At 70.3% G+C, this 25,702-nt stretch carries 24 protein-coding genes; 22 read left to right on the top strand and 2 right to left on the bottom strand.

What is annotated here, in order from left to right; translation table 11 throughout:
* Positions 1–107 precede the first annotated feature (107 nt).
* Positions 108–1,820, bottom strand: coding sequence for a glycoside hydrolase family 18 protein (locus tag ABZ707_RS22150; RefSeq protein WP_360177547.1), 1,713 nt, complete (start codon positions 1,818–1,820; stop codon positions 108–110).
* Positions 1,821–2,398: 578 nt separating this feature from the next.
* Between ABZ707_RS22150 and ABZ707_RS22145 the strand changes: the two genes are divergently transcribed.
* From ABZ707_RS22145 to ABZ707_RS22060, 18 genes are all read left to right on the top strand, one after another.
* Positions 2,399–3,280, top strand: coding sequence for a hypothetical protein (locus tag ABZ707_RS22145; RefSeq protein WP_360177544.1), 882 nt, complete (start codon positions 2,399–2,401; stop codon positions 3,278–3,280).
* A 152-nt stretch (positions 3,281–3,432) separates the two neighbouring features.
* On the top strand, positions 3,433–4,140 hold the full coding sequence (cpaB, locus tag ABZ707_RS22140; protein ID WP_360177541.1) for a Flp pilus assembly protein CpaB: 708 nt from the start codon (positions 3,433–3,435) through the stop codon (positions 4,138–4,140).
* 7 nt (positions 4,141–4,147) lie between these two features.
* Positions 4,148–5,395: an AAA family ATPase gene (locus ABZ707_RS22135; RefSeq protein WP_360177539.1), complete on the top strand. Its 1,248-nt coding sequence runs from the start codon at positions 4,148–4,150 to the stop codon at positions 5,393–5,395.
* Between the two features lie 25 nt (positions 5,396–5,420).
* Positions 5,421–5,828 (top strand): TadE/TadG family type IV pilus assembly protein, encoded by a 408-nt coding sequence (locus ABZ707_RS22130; RefSeq protein ID WP_360177536.1) that lies wholly within the window; start codon positions 5,421–5,423, stop codon positions 5,826–5,828.
* A 2-nt stretch (positions 5,829–5,830) separates the two neighbouring features.
* Positions 5,831–6,196, top strand: a complete 366-nt coding sequence (locus ABZ707_RS22125) for a TadE/TadG family type IV pilus assembly protein (RefSeq protein WP_360177533.1) — start codon at positions 5,831–5,833, stop codon at positions 6,194–6,196.
* A gap of 68 nt (positions 6,197–6,264) precedes the next feature.
* Positions 6,265–7,605: a CpaF family protein gene (locus tag ABZ707_RS22120; RefSeq protein ID WP_360177530.1), complete on the top strand. Its 1,341-nt coding sequence runs from the start codon at positions 6,265–6,267 to the stop codon at positions 7,603–7,605.
* A 61-nt stretch (positions 7,606–7,666) separates the two neighbouring features.
* Positions 7,667–8,608 carry a type II secretion system F family protein gene (locus ABZ707_RS22115; RefSeq protein WP_360177527.1) on the top strand — a complete coding sequence of 314 codons (942 nt, stop codon included), beginning with the start codon at positions 7,667–7,669 and terminating at the stop codon, positions 8,606–8,608.
* A gap of 15 nt (positions 8,609–8,623) precedes the next feature.
* On the top strand, positions 8,624–9,511 hold the full coding sequence (locus ABZ707_RS22110; protein ID WP_360177524.1) for a DUF5936 domain-containing protein: 888 nt from the start codon (positions 8,624–8,626) through the stop codon (positions 9,509–9,511).
* Between the two features lie 89 nt (positions 9,512–9,600).
* On the top strand, positions 9,601–10,932 hold the full coding sequence (locus ABZ707_RS22105) for a histidine kinase (RefSeq protein ID WP_360177521.1): 1,332 nt from the start codon (positions 9,601–9,603) through the stop codon (positions 10,930–10,932).
* 19 nt (positions 10,933–10,951) lie between these two features.
* Entirely contained in the window at positions 10,952–12,025 is a 1,074-nt protein-coding gene (locus tag ABZ707_RS22100) for a response regulator transcription factor (RefSeq protein WP_360177518.1), read from the top strand.
* 221 nt (positions 12,026–12,246) lie between these two features.
* On the top strand, positions 12,247–12,477 hold the full coding sequence (locus ABZ707_RS22095; protein WP_360177515.1) for a hypothetical protein: 231 nt from the start codon (positions 12,247–12,249) through the stop codon (positions 12,475–12,477).
* Positions 12,474–13,109, top strand: a complete 636-nt coding sequence (locus tag ABZ707_RS22090) for a pilus assembly protein TadG-related protein (RefSeq protein WP_360177512.1) — start codon at positions 12,474–12,476, stop codon at positions 13,107–13,109. The genes ABZ707_RS22095 and ABZ707_RS22090 overlap by 4 nt, the downstream gene beginning before the upstream one ends.
* 29 nt (positions 13,110–13,138) lie before the next feature.
* A complete protein-coding gene (locus ABZ707_RS22085; protein ID WP_360177509.1) occupies positions 13,139–13,735 on the top strand; it encodes a hypothetical protein in 597 nt (198 codons plus the stop codon).
* A gap of 83 nt (positions 13,736–13,818) precedes the next feature.
* Entirely contained in the window at positions 13,819–14,385 is a 567-nt protein-coding gene (locus ABZ707_RS22080) for an OmpA family protein (protein WP_360178149.1), read from the top strand.
* A gap of 125 nt (positions 14,386–14,510) precedes the next feature.
* Positions 14,511–16,232, top strand: coding sequence for a Hint domain-containing protein (locus ABZ707_RS22075; RefSeq protein WP_360177506.1), 1,722 nt, complete (start codon positions 14,511–14,513; stop codon positions 16,230–16,232).
* The gene (locus tag ABZ707_RS22070) at positions 16,229–17,161 is read left to right on the top strand and encodes a hypothetical protein (protein ID WP_360177503.1); all 933 of its coding nucleotides are present in this window, start codon (positions 16,229–16,231) and stop codon (positions 17,159–17,161) included. Before ABZ707_RS22075 ends, ABZ707_RS22070 begins: the two co-directional genes overlap by 4 nt.
* Complete coding sequence (locus ABZ707_RS22065; RefSeq protein ID WP_360177500.1) at positions 17,158–18,195, top strand: phosphotransferase; 1,038 nt, start codon at positions 17,158–17,160, stop codon at positions 18,193–18,195. Before ABZ707_RS22070 ends, ABZ707_RS22065 begins: the two co-directional genes overlap by 4 nt.
* Before the next feature lie 123 nt (positions 18,196–18,318).
* Positions 18,319–19,122, top strand: coding sequence for a hypothetical protein (locus ABZ707_RS22060; RefSeq protein WP_360177497.1), 804 nt, complete (start codon positions 18,319–18,321; stop codon positions 19,120–19,122).
* Here ABZ707_RS22060 and ABZ707_RS22055 read toward each other — a convergent pair.
* Positions 19,115–19,486 carry a DUF192 domain-containing protein gene (locus ABZ707_RS22055; RefSeq protein WP_360177494.1) on the bottom strand — a complete coding sequence of 124 codons (372 nt, stop codon included), beginning with the start codon at positions 19,484–19,486 and terminating at the stop codon, positions 19,115–19,117. The two genes, ABZ707_RS22060 and ABZ707_RS22055, sit on opposite strands and share 8 nt — an antisense overlap.
* A 325-nt stretch (positions 19,487–19,811) precedes the next feature.
* Between ABZ707_RS22055 and ABZ707_RS22050 the strand changes: the two genes are divergently transcribed.
* The 4 genes from ABZ707_RS22050 to ABZ707_RS22035 all read left to right on the top strand — a co-directional run bounded on the left by ABZ707_RS22050 (position 19,812) and on the right by ABZ707_RS22035 (position 25,490).
* Positions 19,812–20,660 carry an A24 family peptidase gene (locus tag ABZ707_RS22050; RefSeq protein ID WP_360177491.1) on the top strand — a complete coding sequence of 283 codons (849 nt, stop codon included), beginning with the start codon at positions 19,812–19,814 and terminating at the stop codon, positions 20,658–20,660.
* Positions 20,661–20,773: 113 nt separating this feature from the next.
* The gene (locus ABZ707_RS22045) at positions 20,774–22,063 is read left to right on the top strand and encodes an EfeM/EfeO family lipoprotein (RefSeq protein ID WP_360177488.1); all 1,290 of its coding nucleotides are present in this window, start codon (positions 20,774–20,776) and stop codon (positions 22,061–22,063) included.
* Positions 22,064–22,200: 137 nt separating this feature from the next.
* A complete protein-coding gene (gene efeB / locus ABZ707_RS22040) occupies positions 22,201–23,418 on the top strand; it encodes an iron uptake transporter deferrochelatase/peroxidase subunit (protein ID WP_360178146.1) in 1,218 nt (405 codons plus the stop codon).
* A gap of 185 nt (positions 23,419–23,603) precedes the next feature.
* Positions 23,604–25,490, top strand: coding sequence for an alkaline phosphatase family protein (locus ABZ707_RS22035; protein WP_360177485.1), 1,887 nt, complete (start codon positions 23,604–23,606; stop codon positions 25,488–25,490).
* Positions 25,491–25,702 lie beyond the last annotated feature (212 nt).

Genomic DNA, 25,702 nt, shown 5'->3' with positions numbered 1-25,702 from the left:
GGACGCGCGGCAGCGCCGTCGGGTGGGGTTCGACGGCGCTGCCGGCCCTGTGGGGGGCCTCGGTCGGCCGGCCCGTGGTGCGGCCGGCCGGGACTGTTGCAACGTGCCTAGGGAAGGCTGTGGACGTGCGGTCCGACGGCGTTGGACCAGGCGTTGCCGGCCGTGGCGTCCCAGTTGGTCGACCAGGTCATGGCGCCCCGCAGGCCGGGGTAGGTCCTGGACGGCTTGAAGGAACCGCAGTTGGTGCCCCTGGTCAGGCAGTCCAGCGCGTTGTTCACGATGGACGGTGAGACATAGCCGCTGCCCGCGCCCCGGGTGGAGGCGGGGACACCGATGCCGACCTGGGAGGGGTCGAGGCCGCCTTCGAGCTGGATGCAGGCGAGAGCGGTGAGGAAGTCGACGGAGCCCTGGGAGTAGACCTTGCCGTCGCAGCCGAGCATGGAACCGCTGTTGTAGTACTGCATATTGACGACGGTGAGGATGTCCTTGACGTTCAGCGCGGTCTTGAAGTACTCACCGGCCGTGGACTGCATGTCGATGGTCTGCGGCGCCATCGTGAGCACCAGGCTCGATCCGGCCCTGGCGGAGAGCTGGCGCAGCGCCTTCGTCATATAGGTCGAGTTGAGGCCGTTCTCCAGGTCGATGTCGACACCGCTGAAGCCGTACTCCTGCATCAGCGCGTAGGCGCTGTTGGCGAAGGCGGTCGCGGAGGCGTCACTGTTGACGGAGACGCTGCCCTTCTCGCCGCCGACCGAGATGATCACGGACTTGCCGGCGGCCTTCTTCGCGGCGATGTCCGCCTTGAAGTCGGCGACGGAGCCGTAACCGACGGCCGGGTCGAGATTGAAGGTGATCTGGCCGGGCGTCGTCGTCGCGTCGGCGAACGACACGGCGATGATGTCGTACTGCGACTGCACGTCACGCAGCTTCTGGACGGCCGCGCCGTTGTTGAAGTTCTGCCAGTACCCGGTCAGCGCGTGCCTCGGGACCGCGGGGTTGCCCGGGTTGCCGCCGCTCGTGGCCGTCTTCCCGGTGACCGCTGCGGACCGCGCGGACTCACCGGCGGAGTTGGTCGCGCTCACCTGGAACTGGTATGAGGTGTTGGCCGCCAGGCCCGTCACCGTGGTGGACGTGCCGCTCGCCGACTGGACCCTGGTGCCGGCCTGGTAGACGTTGTAGCCGGTCGCACCGGACACGCCGTTCCAGTTGAGCGTGACGGACGACGAGGTCACGGAACCGACCGCGAGTCCGGCGGGTGTCCCGGGCACCTGCGGGCCGGGGTCGCTGCCCCCGCCGCCGTCGGGGCCGAAGACGGAGAAGTCGTCGGCGTAGTAGGCGCTCTGCCCGTACCACCCGTGCGTGTAGACGGTCACCGACCTGGTCGAGGCGCCGGTCCTGAAGCTGGTGGTGAGCTGCTTCCAGCCGGAGCTGTCCGGAGTCCAGGTCGACACGTCGGTCGTCCCGGTGCCCTCGGCGCCGAGATAGGCGTAGCCGCCCTGCACCCAGGCGCTCAGCGTGTACGTCGAGTTGGGCTGCACGGCCACGGACTGCGCGCACTTGGCGTTGTCCTGCCCCTGCGGCGTGCCGCGCAGCGCGGCGGCGCCCCCGTGCACGGGCGATCCGACGGTCGCCCCGCTGCCGGCGGAACACGTCCAGTTGCCGAGCCCGGACTCGAAGCCCGCGTTCTTGGCCACATTGATGTCGGCGGCCTGCGCCGTCCCGACCAGCCCGGTCAGACTCAGCGCACCGGCGGCCACCACAGCCACCGCCCCGCCGATCCAGGTCCTTATGCGTCCTCTGCCGCCTGGTGCACGTTCCACTTGCTGCCTCCGCTGGGTTCGGGGATGGAGGTACGGGATGAGGGGAACGGTGGCCACCGCCGGGCGTAAAACTGGTCCAGACCAATCAAGTTGTCAAGACCTCTGGCAGCAGGTCGTATACGGCGGTGCCCTCCCGCCCCCGCCCGCGCCGCCCCGCACGGCCGGGCGCGGCTCCCCGGCACCCGCGACCCGCGCCCGCCCCGGGGCCGCTCATTCCTCCGGGGGTCCGCCGCCCCGCACCGGCCGCGCGCCGTGATCGCATCGCACACGGAATCGGAAGGGGAGGATACGGACGCGGGGCCGCCATGGCATGGGCCCGTGGACCCAACCGGGGCCCAAAACGAGTTCAGTTGGGCCGGCGAGCCGTGCCGGACGCATCCTCAATTGAAACGGGAGTCAACTGCTGACTGCTTCGCCCGATTTTGGCTGTGCCTGCCATGCGTGGGCTGTCGTACGGACACCTGAAAAGTGTTCTCTGCACCGTAAGACGCCGATAAAGTGCAGGGGGCAGGAGCACGGAGCAGGAGAGATCTGCGGTCGTCGGGACTCCGGCGGCCGGAGCTGAACGGGGAACCAGCGTGCCGACCGCGATTGCTGTCACCAGCCCTGATCTGGTGCTACCACCGACGGATCAGCAGACGCCCAGCGCGGCGCTGCTGCAGCCGCCGGACACCCAGCCGCTGGATGCCGCGCTCGCCGACATGCAGGTACTTCTGGAGCAGCACGGCTATGTGATCGTGCTCTATCCGGCCAATATCCCGGTGGCGCACGAGCGCCGGCTGCACACCATCCGCTCCGTCATGGAGAGCGACCGTATCGCCCTCCTGAAACTCGATCTGCCGCCGCTGGGCGTCGCCGTACTCGTCCGGCAGATCCGGCAGCTGTCGATCTGCGACTTCAGCGCCGGGGTCGTCGCCTCGGCCGCCCGGCTGCTCTCGCACTATGTCTACGCCGGAGCGCTCCTCAGCTCCGTCGCCAGGCTGGACCGTGTTCCGGTGAGCCTCAAGGCGCACGCCAAGTCCTGGGTGCCGGGGTCGCAGTTCGCGGTGCTGGCGAACCCGGATCCGCAGTTGGTGAAGATCGGCACCGGCGAACTCGCGGGCCCTGAATTCGCCACACAACTGATCTTCGCGAAAGGTCAGTTGCAGTCGGAATGGGTCACTGCGAGTCTCGCGCCCGCGTGGCGCGTCCAGAAAATCCAGGAGAGTGCGCTGCCGAAAGATTCTCCGGGCTGGTGGGGGACTTCCAGGATGATCGAGTTCGCGGCGTACCTGCCGGACATCTCCGTCCTCTACCAACTGGTCTCCTCTGTCCGACGGGAGATGTGTTCCTGGTGCGGTTTCGAACTCATAGGTGACCGTTGTGGATTCTGCCTGGCACCGCTTGTGCCGCCCGAGAACCAAACCCGGCCAGGCCGTGTCCTGAGCATCGGAACACAGTCCGTGCGCCACGGCCCGTAATCCGCACGCGGCCTCGAATGGACCGATGACGCCTCCGGGTGAAGGCCGCACCAGCGGCCCGCCCCGTGTCCGCACTGCCCGCCCATCTCCCGCGACCTGTCCGATGTTCCCGTCCCACGTCCCCGACGTCTCCGAACGAGGTTGTCCCGCTCATGAATTCACGGCAGCGCCGCGGCATCATACTTCTTCTTCTTTCGGTCCTCTGTGCCTTCGCTGCCTTCGCGGGCGTACTCTCGGTGATCAGTGATGTGAATTCGAAGGTCGGGCCGGAAGTGGCCGCTTATCAGATCAAGTCCGATGTGGCGCCTTACACACCGCTGCGCGAAGGCCAGTTCGTGAAGATCACGATGCCCAAGCGCTGGCTCTCCGAGAATGCCGTGACCGACCTGTCCGTCGTCAATGGAAAGATCGCGGTCACCCAGCTCAAAAAGGGCTCGCTGCTGCAGGACGACATGATCGTCAAGCGCCCCGAGCTCGCCAGTGACGAGCAGGAGATCGCCATCATGATCGACGCCGCCACCGGCGTCGCCGGAAAGATCACTCCCGGCGCCCTGGTCAATATCTTCGCCACTTTCGCGGCTGAGGACGAAGGCGCCAGGGCCCAGTCCCGGATCATCGTCGCCAATGCCAAGGTCATCGACGTCGGCCGGCTCACCGCACTGGAGCCGAAGGACAACAACAGGACCAGCGGACCCGAGCAGGCAGTGCCGATCACGTTCGCGCTGAAGACGAAGGACGCCCAGCGCGTCGCCTACGCCGAATCCTTCGCGGAGCACGTACGGCTCGCGCTCCTCGCCGACGGCAGCCCGTCCACGCTGCGCCCCGGGGAGAACACCTACACCCTCGAAGGGGACAAGTGAGGGACGAATGACCACCCGAATCCTGCCGGTCGTCGGCGACGCCGACGCGGCCCGGTCCGTCACCACTCTGCTCAGCCAGCTCCCCGACGCGGAGCCGGCCGCGCCGATCGGTGACTCGACCTCACTGATCGACACCCTGGCACGGCTGGCCGCCGAGTCGATCGACGAACTGCCCGAGGTCGTACTGGTCCATGAGCGGATCGGTCCCGTGCCGGCCCTGGAACTGATCCGGGAGGTGGCCCTCCGGTTTCCGGCGGTCGGGGTCGTCCTGGTCACCGTGGACGCGAGCCCCGGCCTCTTCTCGGCCGCGATGGACGCCGGCGCCCGAGGACTGGTCGGACTTCCGCTCTCGTACGAGGAACTGGCCCAGCGCGTCCAGGCCGCGGCGGGCTGGTCCGTGGGTGTACGACGCCATCTGGGCCAGGGCGGCGACGTGTTCACCGGTCCCGGCGGCACCGTCGTCGCGGTCAGCGGGGCGAAGGGCGGCGTCGGCACCACCCTGACCGCGGTTCAACTGGCGCTCGCGGCGCGGGCGTCCGGTATGAACACCGCGCTCGTGGACCTGGACCTCCAGGCCGGGGACGTCGCCTCGTACCTTGACGTGCAGTTCCGCCGTTCGATCGTGGACCTCGCATCCATCCAGGACATATCGCCCAGAGTCCTCCAGGACGCGGTCTTCATCCACGAGAGCGGTATCGGGCTGCTGCTGGCACCGGGAGAGGGCGAGCGGGGCGAGGAGATCACCGACCGGTCCGCGCGGCAGATCCTCAGCGCGCTCCGCAACCGGTACGAGGTCGTGGTCGTCGACTGCGGTACGCAGATGAACACCGCGAACGCGGCAGCGGTCGAAATGGCTGACACGACCCTGCTGGTGACGACACCGGACGTGGTGTCCGTCCGGGCGGCCAAGCGCATGGTCCGGCTCTGGGACCGGCTCCAGATCCGCAAGGCGGAGGAGACCGTCGTCGTGGTCAACCGCTACACGCGCGGGACCGAGATACAGCCGCCTCTCATCGAACGGATCACCGCCACCCGGGTGTCCCGGGTGGTCGTTCCCGCCAACTTCAAGGAACTCCAGGCCGTGGTCGACGCGGGGCGGATGCAGGACCTGGAGTCCAAGTCGACGGTGAAACAGGCGTTGTGGGCTCTGGCGGGAGAACTGGGTCTGGTAAAGGCACCCCCGGCGGGCGAGGGGCAGCGGAAGATGAAGGGTGACCGGGGGTCCATCCGCATGCGCGGGGGACGGTCGAAGTGACACGGCTGAGGGGGAGACCTGACGTATGAAAGGACCTGGAACACTCCCGAAGAAGAGAGAGCCGCGACCGTGGAACGATCGCGGCCAGGCAGTCATCGAGTTCACCGGGGTGGTTCCGCTCATCCTGGTGACCCTCATCCTGCTCTGGCAGGCCGCACTGGTCGGATACACCTTCTCACTCGCGGGCAACGCGGCGGACAAGGCGGTACGCGCGGCCGCGGCGACCGAGGGCGGCGACCGGGACGCCGCCTGTGAGACGGCCGGCCGTGAGGATCTTCCGGCCGCCTGGGACCAGTCGGCCACCATCGAGTGCTTCTCCGACGGCGATCTGGTCACGGCGGAATTCACCCTCACGGTTCCCGTCCTCTTTCCCGGCGGACTCGATTTCCCCTTCGATGTCCAGGGCAGGTCCGCTGCCGCGAGGGAGAGCTGATCATGCGGAACCGTACCCGTGGCAACGACCGCGGCCAGGCCGCCGTGGAACTGGTCGGCTGGATTCCGCTGCTGCTTCTCGTCGCTCTGGCCGCGGTCCAGCTCGGGCTCGCGATCTTCGCCGTACAGCAGGCCGGTACGGCTTCGCGGGCCGCGGCCAGGGTGGCGTCCCAGAGCGATTACATCGATGTCGACTACGACACCGCGGGAAGGACCGCCATGAGTGGCTGGCTCGCCCAGGACGCGGAGTTCACCGCGCCGACCGCCGGTGACGCGGTCACGGTGACGGCCAGGGTGCGGATCCCCTCCCTTCTCCCTGGGATCACGTTCGGAGACGCGGAGAGGAGCGCGACCATGCCGCGCGACTGACAGAGCCGATGCGATCCATCAGAGTGTCGTGAGCAGCAGCACGCGAGTACCACCAGGGAGTTGAGGACATGAGCCTTCGGGCGCGCATCACCAGCCCCGAGCCGGCGAACGGGCACAGCGAGGAGAGCCGGCTGGTCGGGGTCTACCGCGCCAAGCTCCTCGAGGAGATCGACCTCGCCGAGATGTCGGCGCTCGCGACCGCCGAGCGCAGGGCGCGCCTCGAACGGGTGCTGGGCCACATCATCAGCCGTGAGGGGCCCGTACTCTCCACGACCGAACGGTCTCAGCTCATCCGGCGGGTCGTCGACGAGGCCCTCGGCCTCGGCATCCTGGAGCCCCTGCTCGAAGACGCGTCCATCAGCGAGATCATGGTGAATGGCCCCGATCAGGTCTTCGTCGAGCGAGGCGGTCGCCTGGAACTGCTGCCGATGCGGTTCGCCTCCAACGAACAGCTCATGCAGACCATCGAGCGGATCGTCTCCACGGTCAACCGCCGGGTGGACGAGGCGAATCCGATGGTCGACGCCCGCCTTCCGTCCGGGGAACGCGTCAATGTCATCATCCCGCCGCTCTCCCTGACGGGGCCCGTCCTCACGATCCGGCGCTTCCCGCGCGCCTTCACCCTGCAGGAGATGATCGGCCTGGGGTCACTGGACGAGCACATGATGATGATGCTGGCCGGTCTGGTGAGGGCGAAGTTCAATGTCATCGTGTCCGGGGCCACCGGCACCGGCAAGACGACCCTGCTCAACGCCCTGTCCGGGCTGATCCCCGACGGTGAGCGCATCGTGACCATCGAGGACTCCGCCGAACTCCAGCTCCAGCAGTCCCATGTCATCACCCTGGAGAGCCGCCCGGCGAACGTCGAGGGCAAGGGACAGGTCACCATCCGCGACCTCGTACGCAACTCCCTGCGTATGCGCCCGGACCGGATCATCGTCGGTGAGGTCCGCGGCGGCGAGACGCTGGACATGCTCCAGGCGATGTCGACCGGTCATGACGGCTCGCTCGCCACCGTCCACGCCAACAGCGCCGAGGACGCGCTGATGCGGCTTCAGACCCTGGCCTCCATGTCGGAGGTCGAGATCCCGTTCGTGGCGATCAAGGACCAGATCAACAGCGCCGTGGACGTCATCGTGCAGCTCACCCGGCACGCCGACGGCTCCCGCCGGATCACCGAGATGGCGATCGTCGACTCCTACGGCCGCGAGGAGTACCGCATCGTCACCGTCTGCCGGTACAACGCCCTGCCCATGGCAGCCGACGGCCGGATCTACGGAAACTTCGAGTACTACCCGCTGCCCCGCCGGGTCGCCGAGCGTCTCTACCTGCGGAGTGAGGCCATCCCCGCGGCCTTCGGCGTCGCTCACTCGGAGGAGCAGCTCGTACTGCGCAGAGCCGCGGCCTGACCGCTTTCACGCACCGCCCGCCCGTCCCCGTCCGCCGCTCACCGAGAAGGTCCCGCCCGCCATGGATAATCTCCCGCTCCTGACAGTCGGAGTCACGCTGCTCGCCTGTGTGCTCGCTGTCATCGGCGTGCACGTCTTCTCCGCGGGCAGGGCCCAGCGGGAGGCGCTCGTCCAGCGCATGTCCCAGACCGGGCAGTTGGAGGACATCGGGTACCGGCGCAGGCGGTTCGGCGCGGTCGACCGCAGGCTGCGGCGGACGGGGCTCGGCAAGCGCATCGAGCGCAAACTCTCGGCCACCGGCCTGGACATCACACCGGGCGAGTACTTCGTCTATCTCCTGGCCGCGCTGATCGGCCTCTATTTTGTGGCGGGTTCCGTCTTCGCCCCGTTCTTCGGGGTTCTCGCAGCCGTTGCCGGACTCTGGGGCGGCAACGCCTTCCTCAATATGCAGATCCAGAAGCGCACCGAGGGATTCATCAACCAGCTTCCCGAGCTCACCCGGATCCTCGCCAACGCCACCCAGGCGGGCCTGGCACTCCGCACCGCCCTCGCCATGGCGTCGGAGGAACTGGACGACCCGGCGGGCGAGGAACTGAAAAGGGTCGCGGATCAACTGGCAGTCGGCCACTCGCTGGACGACGCCCTGAACGAACTCGTCGGGCGGCTGCCGTCACGCGAACTGACCGTCCTGGTCACCACCCTCATCCTGTCGAACCGGGCGGGCGGCACCATCGTCTCCTCGCTGCGCAATCTCACCGAGACGCTGGAGGAGCGCAAGGAGACCCGGCGAGAGGTCAGCACGCTGCTCTCCCAGGTCAAGGTCACCGCCGTCATGGTCCCGGTGCTCGGCCTCGGCTTCCTGCTGATCATCAACAGCATGCGGGCCGGCGCCCTCGACGACATGACCGGCGCCACCCTCGGGCAGATCGCGGTGATCGTGTCCGCGTCCCTCTACGCCCTCGGATTCTTCCTCATCAACAGACTCACCCGCGTCCGCGCCTGAAAGGAGGGCTCGCACATGGAACTGCTGCTCGCCGCCGTTGCCGCACTCGCGGTGTACGGGGTCTTCCACGGCCTCCGGATGTACCGGGCCGATGCCAAGCTCCCCGGCGATCTGGCGGTGGCCCTCGAAGTAGGTGCCAGCCGCACCAGCGCGACGGGCTCCGCCATCGACCGCCTGGGCATGCGGTACGCGCCCTCCGTCCTGCGCATGATGGGCCCGAAGCGCGTCGACAAAGTCCGGCGCAAGCTCGACATGGCGGGCAACCCCGGCGGTATGACGGTCGACCGGTACGCCGCGCGCCGCGCCGTGTACAGCGGACTCGGTTCCCTGACGGCCCTCACCATGTTCATGAGCGGGCAGGTCGTCCTCGCGGTCATCTTTCTCGTCTACGGCTTTCTGTGGACCGACGCCCTGATCCGGGTCGCCATTGGCCGGCGCAAGGAGGACATCGAGCGCACCCTCCCCGATTTCCTGGATGTGCTCGCGGTCGTGGTCTCCGCCGGGCTCGGGTTCCGCCAGGCCCTCGAACGCGTCTCGGAGAAGTACCAGGGTCCTTGGTCCGACGAACTGCGCATCACGCTGCGCCAGATGGACATGGGAGTCAGTCGTCGTGACGCCTTCGACCAGTTGCGGCGGCGCAATGACTCCGAGCAGGTCTCCATGTTCGTCAGTGCTCTCCAGCAGGGCGAGGAACTCGGCGCGCCCATTGTCGACACCCTCATCCAGATCGCCAACGACATGCGCCGCACGGATGCCCAGAACGCCCGTCGCAAGGCGGCCAAAGCTGTCCCGAAGGCCACGCTCATCGTCACGAGTTTCATGCTTCCCGGGACGATGATCCTGATCACTGTCGGCTTCTACTACGCGTCGGGGGTCGACTTCAACAGCGTCTTCGGAGGCTGAGGAACCGGCAGCCGCAGTGGACTGAAGGAGACCCGGCTCGGAGGAACGAAGGCCGAGAGGAGGAGGTGACCGGGCCAATGCCCATATGGATGAGCCGCACGTCCCTGACCGGTGGGCCGGGCACGGACGAGAGCACCCCCGGGCATGTGCCCGCGCTGCCGATCCAGGTGAACGCCCTCCAGGCGCTCTGCAGGCAGGTCTTCGGGTTCCGTCTGGCCATGACCGCCCTCGCCGCGCCGTTCGCCCTCGCCGGGGTCGACACCGAGTTGGGCGGCTGGCTCGTCGGCGCCGCGGTGCTTGTCACGGTCATGATGTCCTACGCGCTGCTGCGGGACTGGGAGCGCTTCGGTCCGGTGCTGCTGCGCCATCCCACACTGCTCGCCGTCGACATGACCTTCGGAGCGCTGCTGTTGTTCAGCGCCTCTCCCGGCTCGACGCTGACCTATGTGACCGTCTGCACTCCGCTGCTGGCCGGCCTCGTGTACGGCTGGCGCGGAGCCGCTGTGTTCGCGCCTCTTCAGGCGCTGCTGATCGGCGCCGCGTACGGGGTCAACGCCCGGGTCGACATGGACGCCTCGTCCTTACTGACAGCCGGTCTGTGCGTGATCGCCGGAGCGGTCGGCAGTACGCTGCGCAACCTGCTGCTCGGATTCGGCGCCGCGTCCCACGCTCTGACCGAGGCCCGCGCCCGGCTGGCCGTCACCGGGGCGGTGGAGGAAGAGCGTGCCAGGCTCGCACGCGAGATGCACGATTCGGTGGCCAAGACCCTGCACGGCATCGCCCTGGCCGCCGACGGTCTCGCAGGTACGGCCGACCGTCTGGACCCGCTCGTGGTCAAACGCCAGGCGGCCCTTGTCGCACGCTCCGCCCGCAGAGCGGCCGCGGAGTCCCGGGAGCTCCTCTCGGACCTGCGCCGGGAATCGGACCTGGACGGCGGCGTCGATGTCCAGACCGAGCTGGACGCCCTGACCGGTGACTTCATGCGCCGCCACGGCCTGAAGGCGACCTTCCGCCGGCTCGGCGAAGGGCCCGTCCCGCCGATGCCGCACGTCATCGCCCGGCACGCGCTGACCATCGCCACGGAGGCCATGGAGAACGCCCACCGCCACGGGCACCCCACGCATGTGGATGTCTCGGCCGGTGTCGTCGGCGACGCCTTCCGGATCAGCGTCTACGACGACGGAGCGGGCCTGCCGCCGGGCACCTCCCTGGCGGACCTCAGACGCGCGGGCCACTTCGGCCTGGTGGGAATGGTCGAACGTGCCGCGTCCATCGGCGCCCGCATCAGGATCGGCAGAGGCCGCGCTGTGAACGGCACCGAGGTCCGACTGGATCTGCCCGTCTCCGCGCTGGGCCCCGCTCAGCCGCGCCCGACGGTCCGGCACGCCGCCCCACTGTCCCTTCCCTTCGCCGCTCCCTGACAGAGAGGAGGCCGCAACCATGACGGATGAGATCTCGCACAGTTCTGGGCAGCCCCGGACTCGGCGGAACCATGGTGCACAGCACACGTCCTCGCGTCCCGCACCGCTCAGCACGGATCGCATGCCGGGACCCGCCGCGCCCGTGCCGCCCGCGGCAGCACCGCAACTTCCCGTCTTCGCGGACAACATGACCCCCGCCCCGCCGCTGCGGGTGGTGGTGGCAGACGACAACCCCGTCGTCCGCGCGGGCCTGACGGCCCTGCTGTCCGGCCGCGACGACATCGAGGTCGTCGGGGAAGGGGCCGACGGCCGTCAGGCCTACGAAGCCACTGTCCGGCACCGCCCGGACGTGGTGCTGCTGGATGTCCGGATGCCGGGGGTCGACGGGATCTCCGCCCTGCCGCACCTGGTCCGTCTGGCGCCCGTGCTGATGATGACGTACAGCCGGGAGACCGAGATCGTCCACGAGGCACTGCGCCTGGGTGCGGGCGGCTACCTCGTCCACGGTGAGTTCACGGCCGACGAACTGGTCGCGGCGGTGCGGGACATCAGACAGGGGCGGCCGCACTTCACGTACTCCGCGTCCAGCGCCCTGCTGGCGACCGTACGCGGCCGGGAACCCGAGGGCGCGAGCGGAACGCTTCCGGCGGGTGTGGGCACGGCGTTCACAGCGCCCGGGCAGCCGCCCGTGGCGCCGATGCAACCATCTGCATCCGCACATACTTCGCCGCCGGGCCATTCCGAGCAGATCCGGTCAACAGGTTCTCACCAAAGGGAAGTCGACTCGGCGTCGAGGCCAAAAGAATCTTCGCAATTCGCTTCGCATTCGCAAGCAGACGTGGCACATTCTTCTCAGGGGAAGCTGCCGTCCAGTGCCCCGTACTCCGAGCTGAGCGCGAGGGAGGTGGAGATCATGGACCTGATCGCGTCAGGAATGACCAATCAGCAGATCGCCGCCGCCTGTTTCATCAGTCAGAAGACCGTCAAGAACCACATCAACCGCATCTTTGCCAAGTTGAATGCCGGGAGTCGCGGCGAGGCCATCGCCCTCTGGCACGGCATGGCCCGAGGGGGGTCGGCAAGGAATGTCTGAACGGGTAACGGGCCTGCGGGCCCGAAGAGTTCCGCCCGGGGCCCAGCCCGCCGACTGGGTCCGCACTTGGGTCCTGAGACCCATGATGCGAAGCGCCTTGCCGTCGTACGGTTCTCATGTCGCCAGTGACTCCGGCCGGGAGGAAGCCGGAAGCGCGAGTGACGACAAAGACTCATACGAGTCGTCCGGCAAGCGGCCGGCCGACACTGGAGGGGAACACCATGTCGAACATCACGACGAAGGCCGCCGCCACCAAGACTTATGTGGGCCGCTGGGCGAACACGACGGTCGAGCACATGAAGCGCCGCCGGGACGCGGGCCAGGGCGCGATCGAGTATGTAGGCATCACGATCCTCGTGGTGGCAATCGTCGTCGCGCTGCTGAACACCGACCTGGGCGCCACCATCGCGAACGCGTTCACCACGCAGATCAACTCGGTCCTCGGCGGGTGAGCCGACCGCCACAAAGCGAGACAGGGCAGGCCACACCGCTGTACATCACAACGGTGGTGGGCCTGCTCTTTGTCGCCCTGGCCTTCTTCGCTTTCGGCCAGGCCGACGTGGTCCGCAATGGAGCCCAGTCGGCGGCCGACGCGGCAGCCCTGGCGGCCGCCCAGGAGTCACGGGATCAGCTACGGGACGACTTCCTCTCGAAGATCCTGGACGACGGCTACCTGGAAGGCATCTTCGACGGAAATGTCACCGGGCCGCCCGGCTGTGGTGCGGCAGGCGCCTTCGCCGCGAGCAACGAGGCCCAGGTCACCGGGTGCGCCTCACTGAACGACGGCCGTTGGGGTGTCATGGTCAGTGTGCGGTCTCAGGACCCGGTCGGCGACACCGTTCTGAGCGGCACCGAGAGCATGTACGCGGAGGCCGAGGCGACCGCCGTCGTCGAACCTCGTTGCGCCTTCGAGCCCAACGAGGACGCCGGAGAGCCGCCGGACGGCGGCGAGGAAGGGGGTGACGAGAAGCCGTCCCCGGGCACGTTCGTCTGCGACGGCAAGCCCTGGATCATCGACCCGACCCATCTGGACCTCCTTCCCGACATGAACGACCTCTTCGCCGTTCGACTGGCCGAGGACTGACCGCCAATGAACGCAAAGGAACATCACTCATGAGTATGTGGCATGGAGCGACTCCCCGTCGGGCAGCGGCGGCCACCCTCGCGGCACTGACGTTGTCCGTCTCCCTGGTCGCCTGTGGCAGCGGCGGGGAAGAGCCTCCCCAGCGGGAGACCGGTGACTCCGCGGCCGCGGACAGCGGCAAGGACAAGACTCCCACCGACAGCGGCACCACACTGCCGGACACCAGCGAGATCCTCGCGACCCTGAAGGGCGACCAGGGGATCGAGATGGTCATCCACGGGGCGAAGCGTGACGACGGTGGCTTCCTCACGGTGAGCGGCGAGTTGAAGAACACCGGCGGCAGCGTCTACACGACCCCGGTCCAGTGGAGCGGCCAGGAACAGGCCGTCGCGGGGACGGGTCGCTCGGTGGCCGCCATGACACTGGTGGACTCCCAGGAGAAGAAGCGTTACTACGTCCTGCGGGACACTGACAACCGGCCGCTGACCACGAGCGGTTTCACGCCCAGCATCAAGGCGGGACAGAGTCTCTCCTTCTTCGCGCAGTTCCCGGCGCCGCCGCAGTCGACGACCAAGGTTGATCTCCAGTTCCCCGGCTTCCCCAACGCGCCGATTGAGATCTCCTGATGAGCGACGTCACGGTCCGCGGCCGAAGGGCCAGAGTGCGAACGGCAAGCGCCGTTCTGTCCGGCGTCCTCGTGTTCGGGCTCATGGCCGTCCCGAACGCCATGGCGGACGACAACCCCTATCCGTCCGCGTCCGCGGCGCCCCCCGTCGAAGTAGACGCAAACGACTCGGACCTCAAGCTGCCCGAAGGAGCCACGCTCGCGCCCGCGAAGGTCTTGGACATCGTCTCCGTCATCGAGTCCGAGGGCGGTGAGGAGCGACGCGAGGACACCAACGAGAATGTGAAGCTCGCGCTTCAGGCCGAGGTCCTCTTCGGCAAGGACAGCGCCAAGCTCTCCCCGGCCGCGAACTCCCGTATCGCCGCAATCGCCGACGAGATCAAGCAGCAGGGTGCGACGAGGGTCCGGGTCTTCGGCTTCACGGACGACCTCGGTTCGGCCGCGCACGGGGACGTGCTCTCCAAACAACGTGCCGAGGCCGTGCACGGGATTCTGGAACAGGAACTGGCATCCGCCGGGATCACCTACGAGATCCGCGGCTACGGCGAGCAGTATCCGATCGCGGACAACGACACCGAAGAGGGCCGCAAGAAGAACCGCCGTGTGGAGGTCTCCTTCCCCCGGGGCGGGAGCGGGACCGCCGTGAACTGAGACATCCATGAAGGGGCCCGTTCCGCGTGCCGGCGCGGACGGGCCCCCGCCACGCCCGCGCTTGAGCCCGGGATTGGGTCCTGGGGCCCACGACGGCGCGGCCTTCGCCGCCTAGCGTCGTGGTCATGTCGCCAACGGGGGTTGTGGGCCGGTTGTGCCGTCGCGCGCGGGAGCGCCTGCCGCGCACCGATACGCGTCTGCTGGGGCTGCGCCGCGCGCAGTCGGGGCAGACCGCGGTGGAGTACGTGGGTCTGCTCGCGGTCGTCATCGCGATCGTCGGTGCGCTGGTCGCGACAGGGGTCGGCCCCGCGCTGGCGGACGGCATCAGGACGCAGGTGTGCCGGATCACGGGCGGCGACTGCGGCGGTGGCGGGGCCAACGAGGCCGGGGCCGCGGGGGACAGCCCCGCTGAGGACCGCCCCGCCGACGCCGGCCCTGCCGAGGACCGCCCCGCCGACGCCGGCCCGGCGGGCGATCCCGCTGTCGCCGGTGAGGGCAGGACGCCGGCTCAGCAGGACTACGAGGCCGCGCTGAAAGCGCTTCAGGACGCCCGCGCCGCCGAGGAGTCGGACGCCGACAAGGCGGCCGAGGCCGCCAAGGAGCTGGCGAAGATCCTGGCGGACGAGCTGGGCATCACCGACGCCCTGGACTGTGTCACCCAGGGCGACATGGGCGCGTGCACGGAAACCCTGATCAATGTGCTGCTCAGTGTCATCGGCGGCGCGGTCGGCAAACTCGCGGCGAAGTACGGAGCGCCGTGGAAGTGGAAGAAGGCCGTCGAGCTGGTCGGGAAGCTCAAGAAGCACGGCGGTGATCTGTACGACGGACTCACCGGGCTGCTCAAGAACCGCAAGAAGGTCGGCGAGGCCGAGGACAGGCTCGCCGACGCGAAGCGGAAACTCGACGCCGAGCACAAGGGCACACCGAAGGACGACGACGGCGCCAACGGCGACAGACCGCCGGCCTGTCCGGTCAGCCACAGCTTCCCTTCCGGTACCCCGGTGCTCCTCGCCGACGGCGGTCGCCGGCCCATCGAGCGGGTACGGACCGGGGATCTGGTCAGCGCCACCGACCCGGTCACCGGGCGGACGACGGCCAGGAGTGTGACGGACACCTTTGTGACGCACGCCGACAAGGAGTTCACCCGGCTGGCGGTGCGCACCGGCTCCGGTACGGCGCTCGTCACCGCCACGGACACCCACCCCTTCTGGCTCACCGACCGGCGCCGCTGGGCCGCCGCCGGTGGCATCCGGCCCGGCGACGTCCTGCGGACCGAGCGCGGCGGCTCGCTGAAGGTCCTCGCCACCAGGCACTACACCCAGCGGCAGACGACCTACGACCTGGCGGTCGAAGGCATCCACACCTATTACGTCGGTGTCGGCACGGCCGCGGCGCTCGTCCACAACAACGACTGCGAGTGGTCCGTGGCGGAGGGGGTGCAGGGCCCCGCCGCGGGCAAGACTCTCAAACGGCCCAACAAACGCCACACGGTCGGCGGCGCCGCGCACGGCGAGGTGAAGCCGTCGAACACGATCATCCTCCGGGGGATGGAGAAGCAGGTCGACGACGACATCAAGGGCATCGCCGAGGGCAGGGCCAGACTGGACCCCGACGGAAACACGTACCGCATCAACGGCCGCTCCTACGAGGTGAAGCCGAACGGCACGGTCTTCCCGAAGGACGGCCCGGGACTCGTCAATCTGGACCGTGTCGAATACTCCGCGCTCCAGTTGATCGCGAAGGGTGATCCCAAGTCGCTGCAGCAGCTTGAGAAGAACCCGAAGTTCACCAACAATCCTCAGGCGGTCGCCAAGGCCAGAGAGATCTACGAGGGAACGTACAAGTGATCTGCAATTTCCTGCTCGGCCGGCGCCTGGAGCCGGCCGAGCTCGCGGCGGGGCTCACGGACGCGGCGCGGGTGCCGGCCGGGCGGGCGGACGTCCGCCGCGAGGACGACGACCAGGCCGGGCGCGACTGGCAGGCTCCGGTGCTCTGTACGTACCACTCTGTGCGCGGCGACGTGGTGATGAGCCTGGACATCCAGGTACGGGACGAGCCGGGTGCCCGGCCGGCCGGCGCGCCGTCGAGCGAGGCGGAGCTGGCGGCGGCCTTCGCCGGGCGTACGGGGGTCGCGGTCCTCTATCCGGACGACCGGGCCGACCCGGAGACCTACTGGCTGGCGGACCCGTGGGGCACGGTGACCAGGGCCCGGCTGGTGGCGTCGGACGACGAGCCGCCGCGTTACACCGTCGACGCCGTCGAGACGGCGGTCTCCGCCTTTCCCGGCGCCGAGGTGACTCCGCTCGCCGAGATCCTCCGGTCCGAGCCGGTCCCGGCCCCGGTGGCCGAGGCCCTCGGCTCGGACAGCCCGGCCGCCGTGTCGCTCTTCGTCTGGGAGCGCCTCGGCCGGCGGATGGAGAGCGGCTGGGCGCCGTCCGGCCGCTATCTGCCGGAGTTGTACGCGGAGGATCTGTCGGCGCGCGACGCGTTCGACCGGCAGATCGGCCAATGCGCGTCCCCGGAGCGGGAGTCGCTGCTGCGTGCCGTGGCGGAGCTGGACGAGTTGTTCCGCAGGTACACGGTGGACGACACCGGATCGATGTCGCGGGCGCCCGGACCGGGCGGGGGCGGCTGGTGGTGGCGGCGACGGCCGCGGCGGCTGCCGTGGCCCGCCGGATCCGGATCACCGGGTCGTTCGCAGTCCGGCGGTTCACCGCCCGGCACGTCACCACCGCCCGGCGGGTCGGCGCCCGAGGGCCCCGGGAGCGGCGGATGAGAGTGGCGGGAGTGCCCTTCGGGGCGGAGCTGCGGGCCGCGCTGGGCGTCCCGGGGCGGGTGCGCGAACTCAGCAGCAGCCCGCGTTCGCTGGTCCGGCGGGTCGAGTTCGCGGACGGCACGCCCGCCGTCGTCAAACAGCTCACCGAAGGCCCCGGCGCCGCCGAGCGGTACGCCCGCGAGGTCGCCGGGCTGCGGCTCGCGGGCCGGGTCGGGCCCTCCGTCGTACCGCGGCTGCTCGGTACGGACGAGCGCGAACGGGTGCTGGTCCTGGAGTGGCTGGAGCACCGGCCACCGGCCAATGGATGGCAGGTCGCGTACGCGGCGGCGCTGGCCCGGCTGCACGCCGCCGCTCCCGCCGACGGTGCCGCGCCGCTGCCGCGCTGGAAGGGGCCGACCGGCGACGACATCGAGTCCTTCCTCGCGCTCGCCGGCGCGTTCGGCGCCGCCGCACCGTCGGCCGTCCGTGACGAACTCGGCGCGCTGACCGAGCGCCTCGGCCGGCCGCCGGGCCGTCCCGCCCTGCTGCACGGTGATCCCTGTCCGGGAAACGATCTGCACACCGAGGACGGGATCCGGTTCGTCGACTTCGAACAGGCTTCCCTGGGCGACGGCCTGATGGAACTCGCCTATCTGCGGATCGGCTTCCCGACCTGCTGGTGTGTCACCGCCGCTCCGGAGCCGCTGCTGGACACGGCGGAGGCCGCCTACCGCGCGGCCTGGCGCGACGCGACCGGCCTCGAAGCGGAAGGCGACCTGGCCGACGCCTGCGCGGGCTGGCTGATCCGTGGCGACGCGCTCGTCCAGCGCGCCCAGCGGGAGACCGTGGACCAACTCGCCCGGCTCACGCGCGAGGACTGGGAGTGGGGGACGGCCACGGCCCGGCAGCGGCTGCTGCACCGCCTCGGCGTGGTCGCGCGGATGACCGGTGACAGCGCCGCACTTGGCGGGCTCGGCCGGCTCAGTACGGAACTGAGGGCCAGGATGCTCGCGCGCTGGCCCGCGCTGCGGCCGGTGCCGGAACGGCGGCCGTAGGGCTGAGCGCGGACGGCTTTGGGCCCCTGGGCCCATGCGCGGCGGTGAGAAGGGCTGTTAGCTTCCGCTGAGCGCCGCCGGTCACCCCGGCGGCGCTCAGCGGAAGCGGAGAGGGAGCAACGGATGAGGGCCGGCACCGTGGGTATGGGGCAGCGCGTCACCTTCGCCGCGACGGCGGTCGCTCTCACGCTGGGGCTCGTGGCCGCCTGCGGAGGCGCGGAGACTTCCGGCGGCAGCGCGGCGGGGGACCGGCCCGCGAAGCACACCGGTACGAGTGGTCCGGTCCGGTCCGGAGCGCCCGCACCGGACCGGCCGGCCACCCGGTCGCCACAGCCGGCCGTGACGGGCGCGGGCGCCGCCGGCGGGCGGGTGCTGACCAGGGCCGAGCTGGACCGGGCGGTGCTCGCGCCGGGCGACGTACCGGAGTTCACGGTCACTCCGGCGGAGGCGCCGCCGGCGGGCGGTGAGCGCGCCGACAGGTCCGAGTGCGCCCCTCTGGTGGCGGTGATCAACGGCCGCCCGGAGCCGCTCGCGAAGGCCGCCGTGTACCGGCAGCTCATCGGCGCGGAGAACGGCCGCCCCGCGGTCTTCGAATTCCTCACCACACACGGCGCACAGGGGGCGGCCGTCCTGTTCAGCAGGCTGCGCGCGGCGGTCACGGCCTGCGAGGACGGTTTCAGCGGCGCCGGCGGTGAGGGCACCTCCACATACACCGGGGTGAAACGGCTCGCCGCGCCCAGGGCCGGTGACGACACGCTCGCCTACCAGGTGACGGGCGACTTCGACGGCGATCCGGTGCCGCTGGTCTTCCATGTCCTGCGGGTGGGCGGCACGGTGGCGACGTTCTACACCGCCAACCTGGAGGACGGCACGACTCCGCGCATCCCGGACGCCCTGCTCACGGCGCAGGCCGCCAAACTCACTTAGTCGGCCCGTCGTCCCCCCTCAGCCCCAGCCGGGCACCGGTCCGTACGCCCCACCGCGCCATCGTCCCGGCCTCCGCCTCCAGCACATGGCGCGCCCGGAGACGGGGCGGCGGCAGCCGTCCCGGCTTGAGCGTCCGGACCTGGAGGACCTTCAACTCCTTGTCCAGATAGGCCACATCGAGCGCGAAGCGCATCCGGAAGGTGTGCACGCTGTTGCACGGCGTGAGGAGCAGCGCGCCGTCGATCCCGTCGCGTCCGAGCAGCCCCCGCCTGCGGGCCCGGTACGAGGCGGCGATCTCCAGATCCACCGATCCGTCCCGCCCCGCGACCGTCAACGTCCCGTGTCCGTCACGCCATTTCCCCATGGCCCCAGACCGTAGCGCCCGGCGTGCCGCGCCGGGCCCCGGCGGACGGATCTGGGCCCCAGGACCCAGGACCGCGGCCGGCCTCCGCTCTCGGGCGTGTTGCGAAAGTCCCGCCCGGCTCGCGACACCTGGCCCGCACGCTCGCCGCGTTGTCGGGGTCGTCGGGGTCGTCGGGGTCGTCCCAGTCGTCCCAGTCGTCCCAGTCGTAACAGTATGTCCAGTACGCGAACGATCCTCCGCCTTGCGATCGCACGCACCAGGCGCCGCGAGCCCCGCCCCAGGGGACGGGCGGCGCTCCTTTCGAAACACGCCTAGGGTCGTCGCTGTGTACGCCACGCTGATCGCCGTCGCCGTCCTCTGGGGTGCCGTCACCGGGCGGCTGCTGCCGCGCGCCGCGTACCGTCTCTCGGTCGAGCCGGACGACGAGTGGCGCGACGGCTGCCCGGCCGGGCACCCGATCACCGGCCCCGCTCGCGGGTGGCTCGGCGGCGCGGGATGCGCGACCTGCGACGCGGCCGTGCCCGCCGGCCCGGGGCCCGCGCGTATCCGGTGGCGGCCCGGCAGCGGCACCGGCGACCGCGGCCCGGGGGGCCGGGGCGCCGACGCGCCCACCGGCGGCGCCCGTGTCCGCTACGCCCCCTCCCTGCCGGTCACCGTGATCGGCGCCCTGGTCTGCGCGGCCCTCGCCGCGGCCACCGGCCCCCGCCCCGAGCTCGCGGTCTGGCTGCTCCTCGCGCCCTTCGCCCTGCTCCTCGCGCTCGTCGACCGCAATGTGCACCGGCTCCCCGACCGGCTGACCCTGCCGCTGGCCGCCGCTGCCGCCGTGCTGCTCGGCCCGGCCGCGCTGCTGCCCGGCGACGGCGGTTCCTGGCCGACGGCGCTGCTCGGCGGGGTGGTGCTGGGCGCCTGCTACTTCGCGCTGTTCGTGATCAATCCCCGGGGGATGGGCTTCGGCGACGTCAAACTCGCGCTCTCCCTCGGGGTCGTGCTCGGCTGGTACGGCTGGCCGGTGCTGTTCGCGGGCGCCTTCGCCGGGTTTCTGCTGGGTTCGCTGTACGGGGTCACCCTGATGCTGCTCCGCCGGGCGAGCCGTACATCGGCGATCCCCTTCGGTCCGTTCATGATCCTGGGCGCCCTGCTCGGTGTTGTCCTGGGCGGCCTCGCCGCCGGATAGCGCGCGCTCACGTCCGTGCGCGAGACCTGCCGGACCCGGCCGCACCAGAACTTAAGCGGAACTTCACCGTCCAGCCGCATCGCCCCGAAGGGCCGGAACTAGCATCCGTTACCGTGCCGAAACGCCGCATCCTCCGTCACTCCTCCTCGGAGCATCCGCCGGAGCCCGCGCCCGCGCCCCCTACGGGGAGGCCGGGCCGCCGCTCCCGGCGCGGATGGGCGCTGCTTGCCGCGTGCCTGGTGGTGGCGGGTGCCGGAGGCGGCCTCGCGCTCGCGCTCACCGGTGACGGGGACCGGGGCCCCGCGCCGGCCCGGGTGTACGCGGACGGCCTGCCGCACACCGCCGTGGAGGCGTCCGACTCGGCTGCCGACTGCGGACGGGGCTGGCACGACGCCCGGCCCGGACTCCAGGTCTTCGATGTACACAACGTCACGACCGATGCCACCGAGGTCTATCTCACCGACAGCTCGGGCGCGCTCCTCGGCGAGCTGGACGGACTGGCCCCGGGCACGACCCGGCCGATCCAGGCGCGACTGGGCACCGGCAGCTACACCTTCCGCTGTCTGGTGGAGGACACCGCGGCCGTCACCGGGCCCGCCGTGCGGATCACCGGTGGCCCGGCCACGGGCGGCCCCGCCGTGCGGCCGGCCAGCCGGCACGACCTGATCCCGCCGACGCTCGCCTACCAGCGCTGGGTGGCCGACCGATTCGGGGACGTGGTGGACAAGGCGGACACGCTGCGGGACGCGGTGGACCGGGGCGATCTGTCCGCCGCGCGCGCCGCGTGGCTCCCCGCCCATGAGGCGTACACCCGGCTCGGCGGCGCGTACGGCGCGTTCGGCGATCTCGGCGCCGCCGTGGACGGCACCGACGCGGGCCTGCCCGACGGCGTGCGCGACCAGGGGTTCACCGGCTTCCACCGGGTGGAGTACGGACTCTGGCACGGCCAGTCCGCACGGGAACTGCGCGGCCCCGCCGACCGGCTGGCCCACGACCTGCGCACACTGCGGGACCAGTGGGCGGACACCAGGATGGACCCGCTCGACACCGGCCTGCGCGCCCACGAGATCACCGAGGACAGCATCCAGGCCGACCTCACCGGCCGCTCCGACTACGGCAGCGGCACCTCGCTGGCGACGGCACGCGCCGGCCTGGACGGCACGGCGGAACTCCTGAAGGTACTGCGCCCGCTGCTCGCACCACGCGACCCGGGGCTGTCCGGGCTGGACAGCCGACTGCGGGCCGCCGGACAGGATCTCGACGCCCTGCGCTCCGACGGTGCCTGGCGCCCGCCCGGCTCGCTGACCCGGGCCCAGCGGGAGCGCGTCAACGCCGACTTCGGTGAGCTGGCGGAGCGCCTGGCACCGGTGGCCGTCATCTTCGACGTACGGAGGACATCGTGACCGGCGGCACCCTGCGAGGAGACGGCGGAGGCCCGGCGGACGACGGTACGACCGGCGGTGCCGGCGCGGCGGGCGCCCCGGCCGGAAGCGGTTCCGCCGGCTGCCCGGCCGGTTTCGGATCCGGCGCGCCGGGCGGGGTGGGACGGCGTTCCTTCCTGCGGAGGGCGCTGGCCGCCGGAGCCGCGGGCGCGGCCGCCGGCGCGGTCGGCATCGGCACCGCCGGAGCGGCGGACGGTGAGCGCTCCTCCGAGGGTCATGTGGTCCCGTTCCACGGTGCCCATCAGGCCGGCATCCTCACTCCCCTCCAGCGGCACGCGGTCTTCACGTCGTTCGACATCACGGCCCGCGACCGCGGCGAACTCACCGAGCTGATGCGGACGCTGACCGGGCGGCTGCGCTTTCTGACCGGCGGCGGCGTCCCGGAGCCGCTCGGCATCTCCGGGCCGCAGCCGGACTCCGGCGTCCTGGGACCGGTCGTCCCCGCCGACGGGCTGACCGCGACGGTCGCCGTGGGCGCCTCGCTGTTCGACGGCCGGTACGGGCTGGAGGCGCGGCGCCCGCGCCGGCTGCGGGCGATGGACGTCTTCCCGGACGACGACCTGGACGACGCCTGGTGCCACGGTGATCTGCTGCTCCAGCTCTGCGCCGACCATCCCGACACCGTGGCGCACGCGCTGCGCGACATCGCCCGGCACACCCGGGGCGCGATGCAGATCCGGTGGCGGATGGAGGGCTTTGTCTCACCGCCCCGGCCGTCCGGTACCCCCCGCAACCTGATGGGCTTCAAGGACGGCACCGCCAACCCCGACACCGGCGACGACCGCGCGATGGACACGCTGGTCTGGGTGCCCGCCGGTACCGGCGAGCCGGACTGGACGGTGGGCGGCAGCTACCAGGTGGTGCGGCTGATCCGGATGCTGGTGGAATTCTGGGACCGGGTCTCCCTCCATGAGCAGGAGCGGATGATCGGCCGGGCCCGGGACACCGGCGCCCCGCTGGACGGCCGCCGGGAGAGCGACGCGCCGCGGTTCGAGCAGGACCCGAAGGGCGACGTCATTCCGCTGGACGCCCATGTCCGGCTGGCCAACCCCCGTACCCCTCGGTCCGCGGACAGCCGGATGCTGCGGCGCGGCTACAACTACGACCGGGGCGTGCGGGACAACGGCGACCTCGACACCGGGCTGGTGTTCTGCTGCTTCCAGCAGGACCTGGACCGGCAGTTCGCCGCCGTACAGCGGAGACTCGCCGGCGAACCGCTGGTGGACTACATCAGGCCCTATGGCGGCGGCTATTTCTTCGCGCTGCCGGGAGTGCGCGGCGACACCGATTGGCTGGGCCGGGCCCTACTCGCCTGACCTGCGGCAATACCTTTCCGATACGGACATATGGCAGTTCGCTGACCAAGCGTTCATTCCGGATCCACGGGCGGGTCACGCCCGGGGCCGCACCGGTGGCCGAGCATCGCTGAGTCAATCCGAGAGCGCACGACCCGACACCAGAGGGGGGGCGGGTGGGTGCGCACCCCACCGTGAGGCAACACATGTTCAGTGCAGAAGCCAAGGCCCGGCCGGGCCGGCGCGGGACGGGGCGAGCAGCCGTGTTCGCCGCCGCCGCGGCCCTGATCGCGCTCGGCGGCTCGGTGGCCCCCGCCTCCGCGGCCGTCATCGAGAAGGCCAAGGACAACAGCGCCAAGACCGAGACCCCGATCAAGCACCTCGTTGTCCTCTTCGACGAGAACGAGTCGTTCGACCACTACTTCGGTACCTACCCGAAGGCGGCGAACACCGACGGCACACCCTTCACCGCGTCGTCGAAGACCCCCGCCACATCGGTGAACAACCTGGTCAACGCGAAGCTGCTGAAGAAGAACCCGAACCAGTACGCGCCCAAGCGGCTCTCGCCGTCCCAGGCCATGACCTGCTCGCAGAACCACGGCTACAGCCCCGAGCAGCTCGCGTACAACAACGGCAAGGCCGACAAGTTCGTCGAGAACACTGAGTCCTCGCAGTGCTCCGGTGGTCTGTTCGGCGAGCCGGGCCTGGTCATGGACTACTACGACGGCAACACCGTCACCGCGCTGTGGAACTACGCCCAGCACTACACGCTGAGCGACAACTCCTACAGCACCGGCTTCGGTCCCTCCACGCCCGGCGCGCTGAACCTCATCTCGGGCCAGACGCACGGCGCCGTCTCCGTCGACCCCGCGTCGGGCACCGAGAAGCCGGAGAAGACCGCCCGGCCGGACACCGCCGTGCTGTCCTCCCCCGACGCCAAGGGCGTCGGCACGGTCGTCAACGACCCGGACCCGGCGTACGACGACTGCTCAGGCAAGGACCACACCAGCACCAGCTCGCTCGCCGCCATGCGGGGCAAGAACATCGGTGACCTGCTGAACGACCAGAAGGTGAGCTGGGGCTGGTTCCAGGGCGGCTTCCGTCCGAGCACCGCCTGGGACGGTACGCCGGGCACCTACGCCAAGTGCGACACCACCCACACCAATGTGGGCGGCGCCGCGGTCGTGGACTACAGCCCGCACCACTCGCCGTTCGAGTACTACAAGTCGACGTCGAACCCGCACCACCTGGCGCCGGCCTCCGTCGACGAGATCGGCCACCAGGGCCGCGCCAACCACAACTACGACCTCACCGACTTCGACGCCGCGCTGGCCGCCCAGCGGCTTCCCGCGGTCAGCTTCCTCAAGGCCGCCGCCTACCAGGACGGCCACCCGGGCAACTCGGACCCGATCGACGAGCAGAACTTCCTGATCTCGACGATCAACAAGATCCAGAAGTCGCCGGAGTGGAAGGACACCGCCGTCGTCATCGCCTATGACGACTCCGACGGCTGGTACGACCATGTCTCGCCGCCGGTGCTCAACGGCTCCAAGGACACCACCCAGGGGTCCAACGGCCTGCCCGCCGACAGCACGGCGTGCCGGCAGGGCCCCAAGGCGAAGGGCGGCTACGCCGACCGCTGCGGCCCCGGCCCGCGCCAGCCGCTGCTGGTGATCTCGCCGTACTCCAAGGTGAACCACATCGACCACACGCTCACCCAGCAGACGTCGATCACCTCGTTCATCGAGCGGAACTGGAAGACGGGGACGATCGGTGACGGCTCGCTGGACACCAGCGCCGGCACCCTGCTGAACGCCTTCGACTTCAAGAAGCCGAACAACGTCCAGGTGCTGCTCGACAAGCACGGCGCGGTGTCGAAGATCGTGGCGATCCCCAGGAAGAACACCACCAAGCCGGTCGAGCTGCCCATCACCGGCCCGGCCGGCGGCGTCGACTCCGCCCGGCTCGCGGCGGACTCCAGCACCATGCCGGCCTCCGTGGCGGTGCCCGCCGCGGTCGGCGCCGGTCTGCTCGCGGTCCTCGGCGGGACGGGCCTGATACGCCGTCGCCGCCGTGACCACGCGGCCGTCTGACGGCTCGTACAGCGACCGGACGACCGCGGACGACCGGAGGGGCGGTGCGTCCACGCACCGCCCCTCCGTGCCGCGATCGCTCCTGTGGGTGACGACCCGGCGTGGCGACTTCTCGCCCGTTGGTCTCCATGTCCACCAGGAGGAGTTCCTCCTCCACTCCGACACTGCGCACGGGGACTGCCTTTCCGTCTCGGCCCTGTCGCTGCCGGTCC

This window comes from Streptomyces sp. NPDC006923 (assembly GCF_040635655.1).
GTDB lineage: Bacteria > Actinomycetota > Actinomycetes > Streptomycetales > Streptomycetaceae > Streptomyces.
Note: the sequence above shows the minus strand (reverse complement) of the source record. Positions and strands in the feature narration are given on the sequence as shown.

Bases quoted from the DNA above. Each gene is read 5' to 3' on its own strand.
- cpaB (WP_360177541.1), top strand. From the start codon at position 3,433: ATGAATTCACGGCAGCGCCGCGGCATCATACTTCTTCTTCTTTCGGTC.
- ABZ707_RS22135 (WP_360177539.1), top strand. From the start codon at position 4,148: ATGACCACCCGAATCCTGCCGGTCGTCGGCGACGCCGACGCGGCCCGG.
- ABZ707_RS22130 (WP_360177536.1), top strand. From the start codon at position 5,421: ATGAAAGGACCTGGAACACTCCCGAAGAAGAGAGAGCCGCGACCGTGG.
- ABZ707_RS22125 (WP_360177533.1), top strand. From the start codon at position 5,831: ATGCGGAACCGTACCCGTGGCAACGACCGCGGCCAGGCCGCCGTGGAA.
- ABZ707_RS22120 (WP_360177530.1), top strand. From the start codon at position 6,265: ATGAGCCTTCGGGCGCGCATCACCAGCCCCGAGCCGGCGAACGGGCAC.
- ABZ707_RS22115 (WP_360177527.1), top strand. From the start codon at position 7,667: ATGGATAATCTCCCGCTCCTGACAGTCGGAGTCACGCTGCTCGCCTGT.
- ABZ707_RS22110 (WP_360177524.1), top strand. From the start codon at position 8,624: ATGGAACTGCTGCTCGCCGCCGTTGCCGCACTCGCGGTGTACGGGGTC.
- ABZ707_RS22105 (WP_360177521.1), top strand. From the start codon at position 9,601: ATGAGCCGCACGTCCCTGACCGGTGGGCCGGGCACGGACGAGAGCACC.
- ABZ707_RS22100 (WP_360177518.1), top strand. From the start codon at position 10,952: ATGACGGATGAGATCTCGCACAGTTCTGGGCAGCCCCGGACTCGGCGG.
- ABZ707_RS22095 (WP_360177515.1), top strand. From the start codon at position 12,247: ATGTCGAACATCACGACGAAGGCCGCCGCCACCAAGACTTATGTGGGC.
- ABZ707_RS22085 (WP_360177509.1), top strand. From the start codon at position 13,139: ATGAGTATGTGGCATGGAGCGACTCCCCGTCGGGCAGCGGCGGCCACC.
- ABZ707_RS22080 (WP_360178149.1), top strand. From the start codon at position 13,819: ATGGCCGTCCCGAACGCCATGGCGGACGACAACCCCTATCCGTCCGCG.
- ABZ707_RS22075 (WP_360177506.1), top strand. From the start codon at position 14,511: ATGTCGCCAACGGGGGTTGTGGGCCGGTTGTGCCGTCGCGCGCGGGAG.
- ABZ707_RS22065 (WP_360177500.1), top strand. From the start codon at position 17,158: ATGAGAGTGGCGGGAGTGCCCTTCGGGGCGGAGCTGCGGGCCGCGCTG.
- ABZ707_RS22060 (WP_360177497.1), top strand. From the start codon at position 18,319: ATGAGGGCCGGCACCGTGGGTATGGGGCAGCGCGTCACCTTCGCCGCG.
- ABZ707_RS22055 (WP_360177494.1), bottom strand. From the start codon at position 19,486: ATGGGGAAATGGCGTGACGGACACGGGACGTTGACGGTCGCGGGGCGG.
- ABZ707_RS22035 (WP_360177485.1), top strand. From the start codon at position 23,604: ATGTTCAGTGCAGAAGCCAAGGCCCGGCCGGGCCGGCGCGGGACGGGG.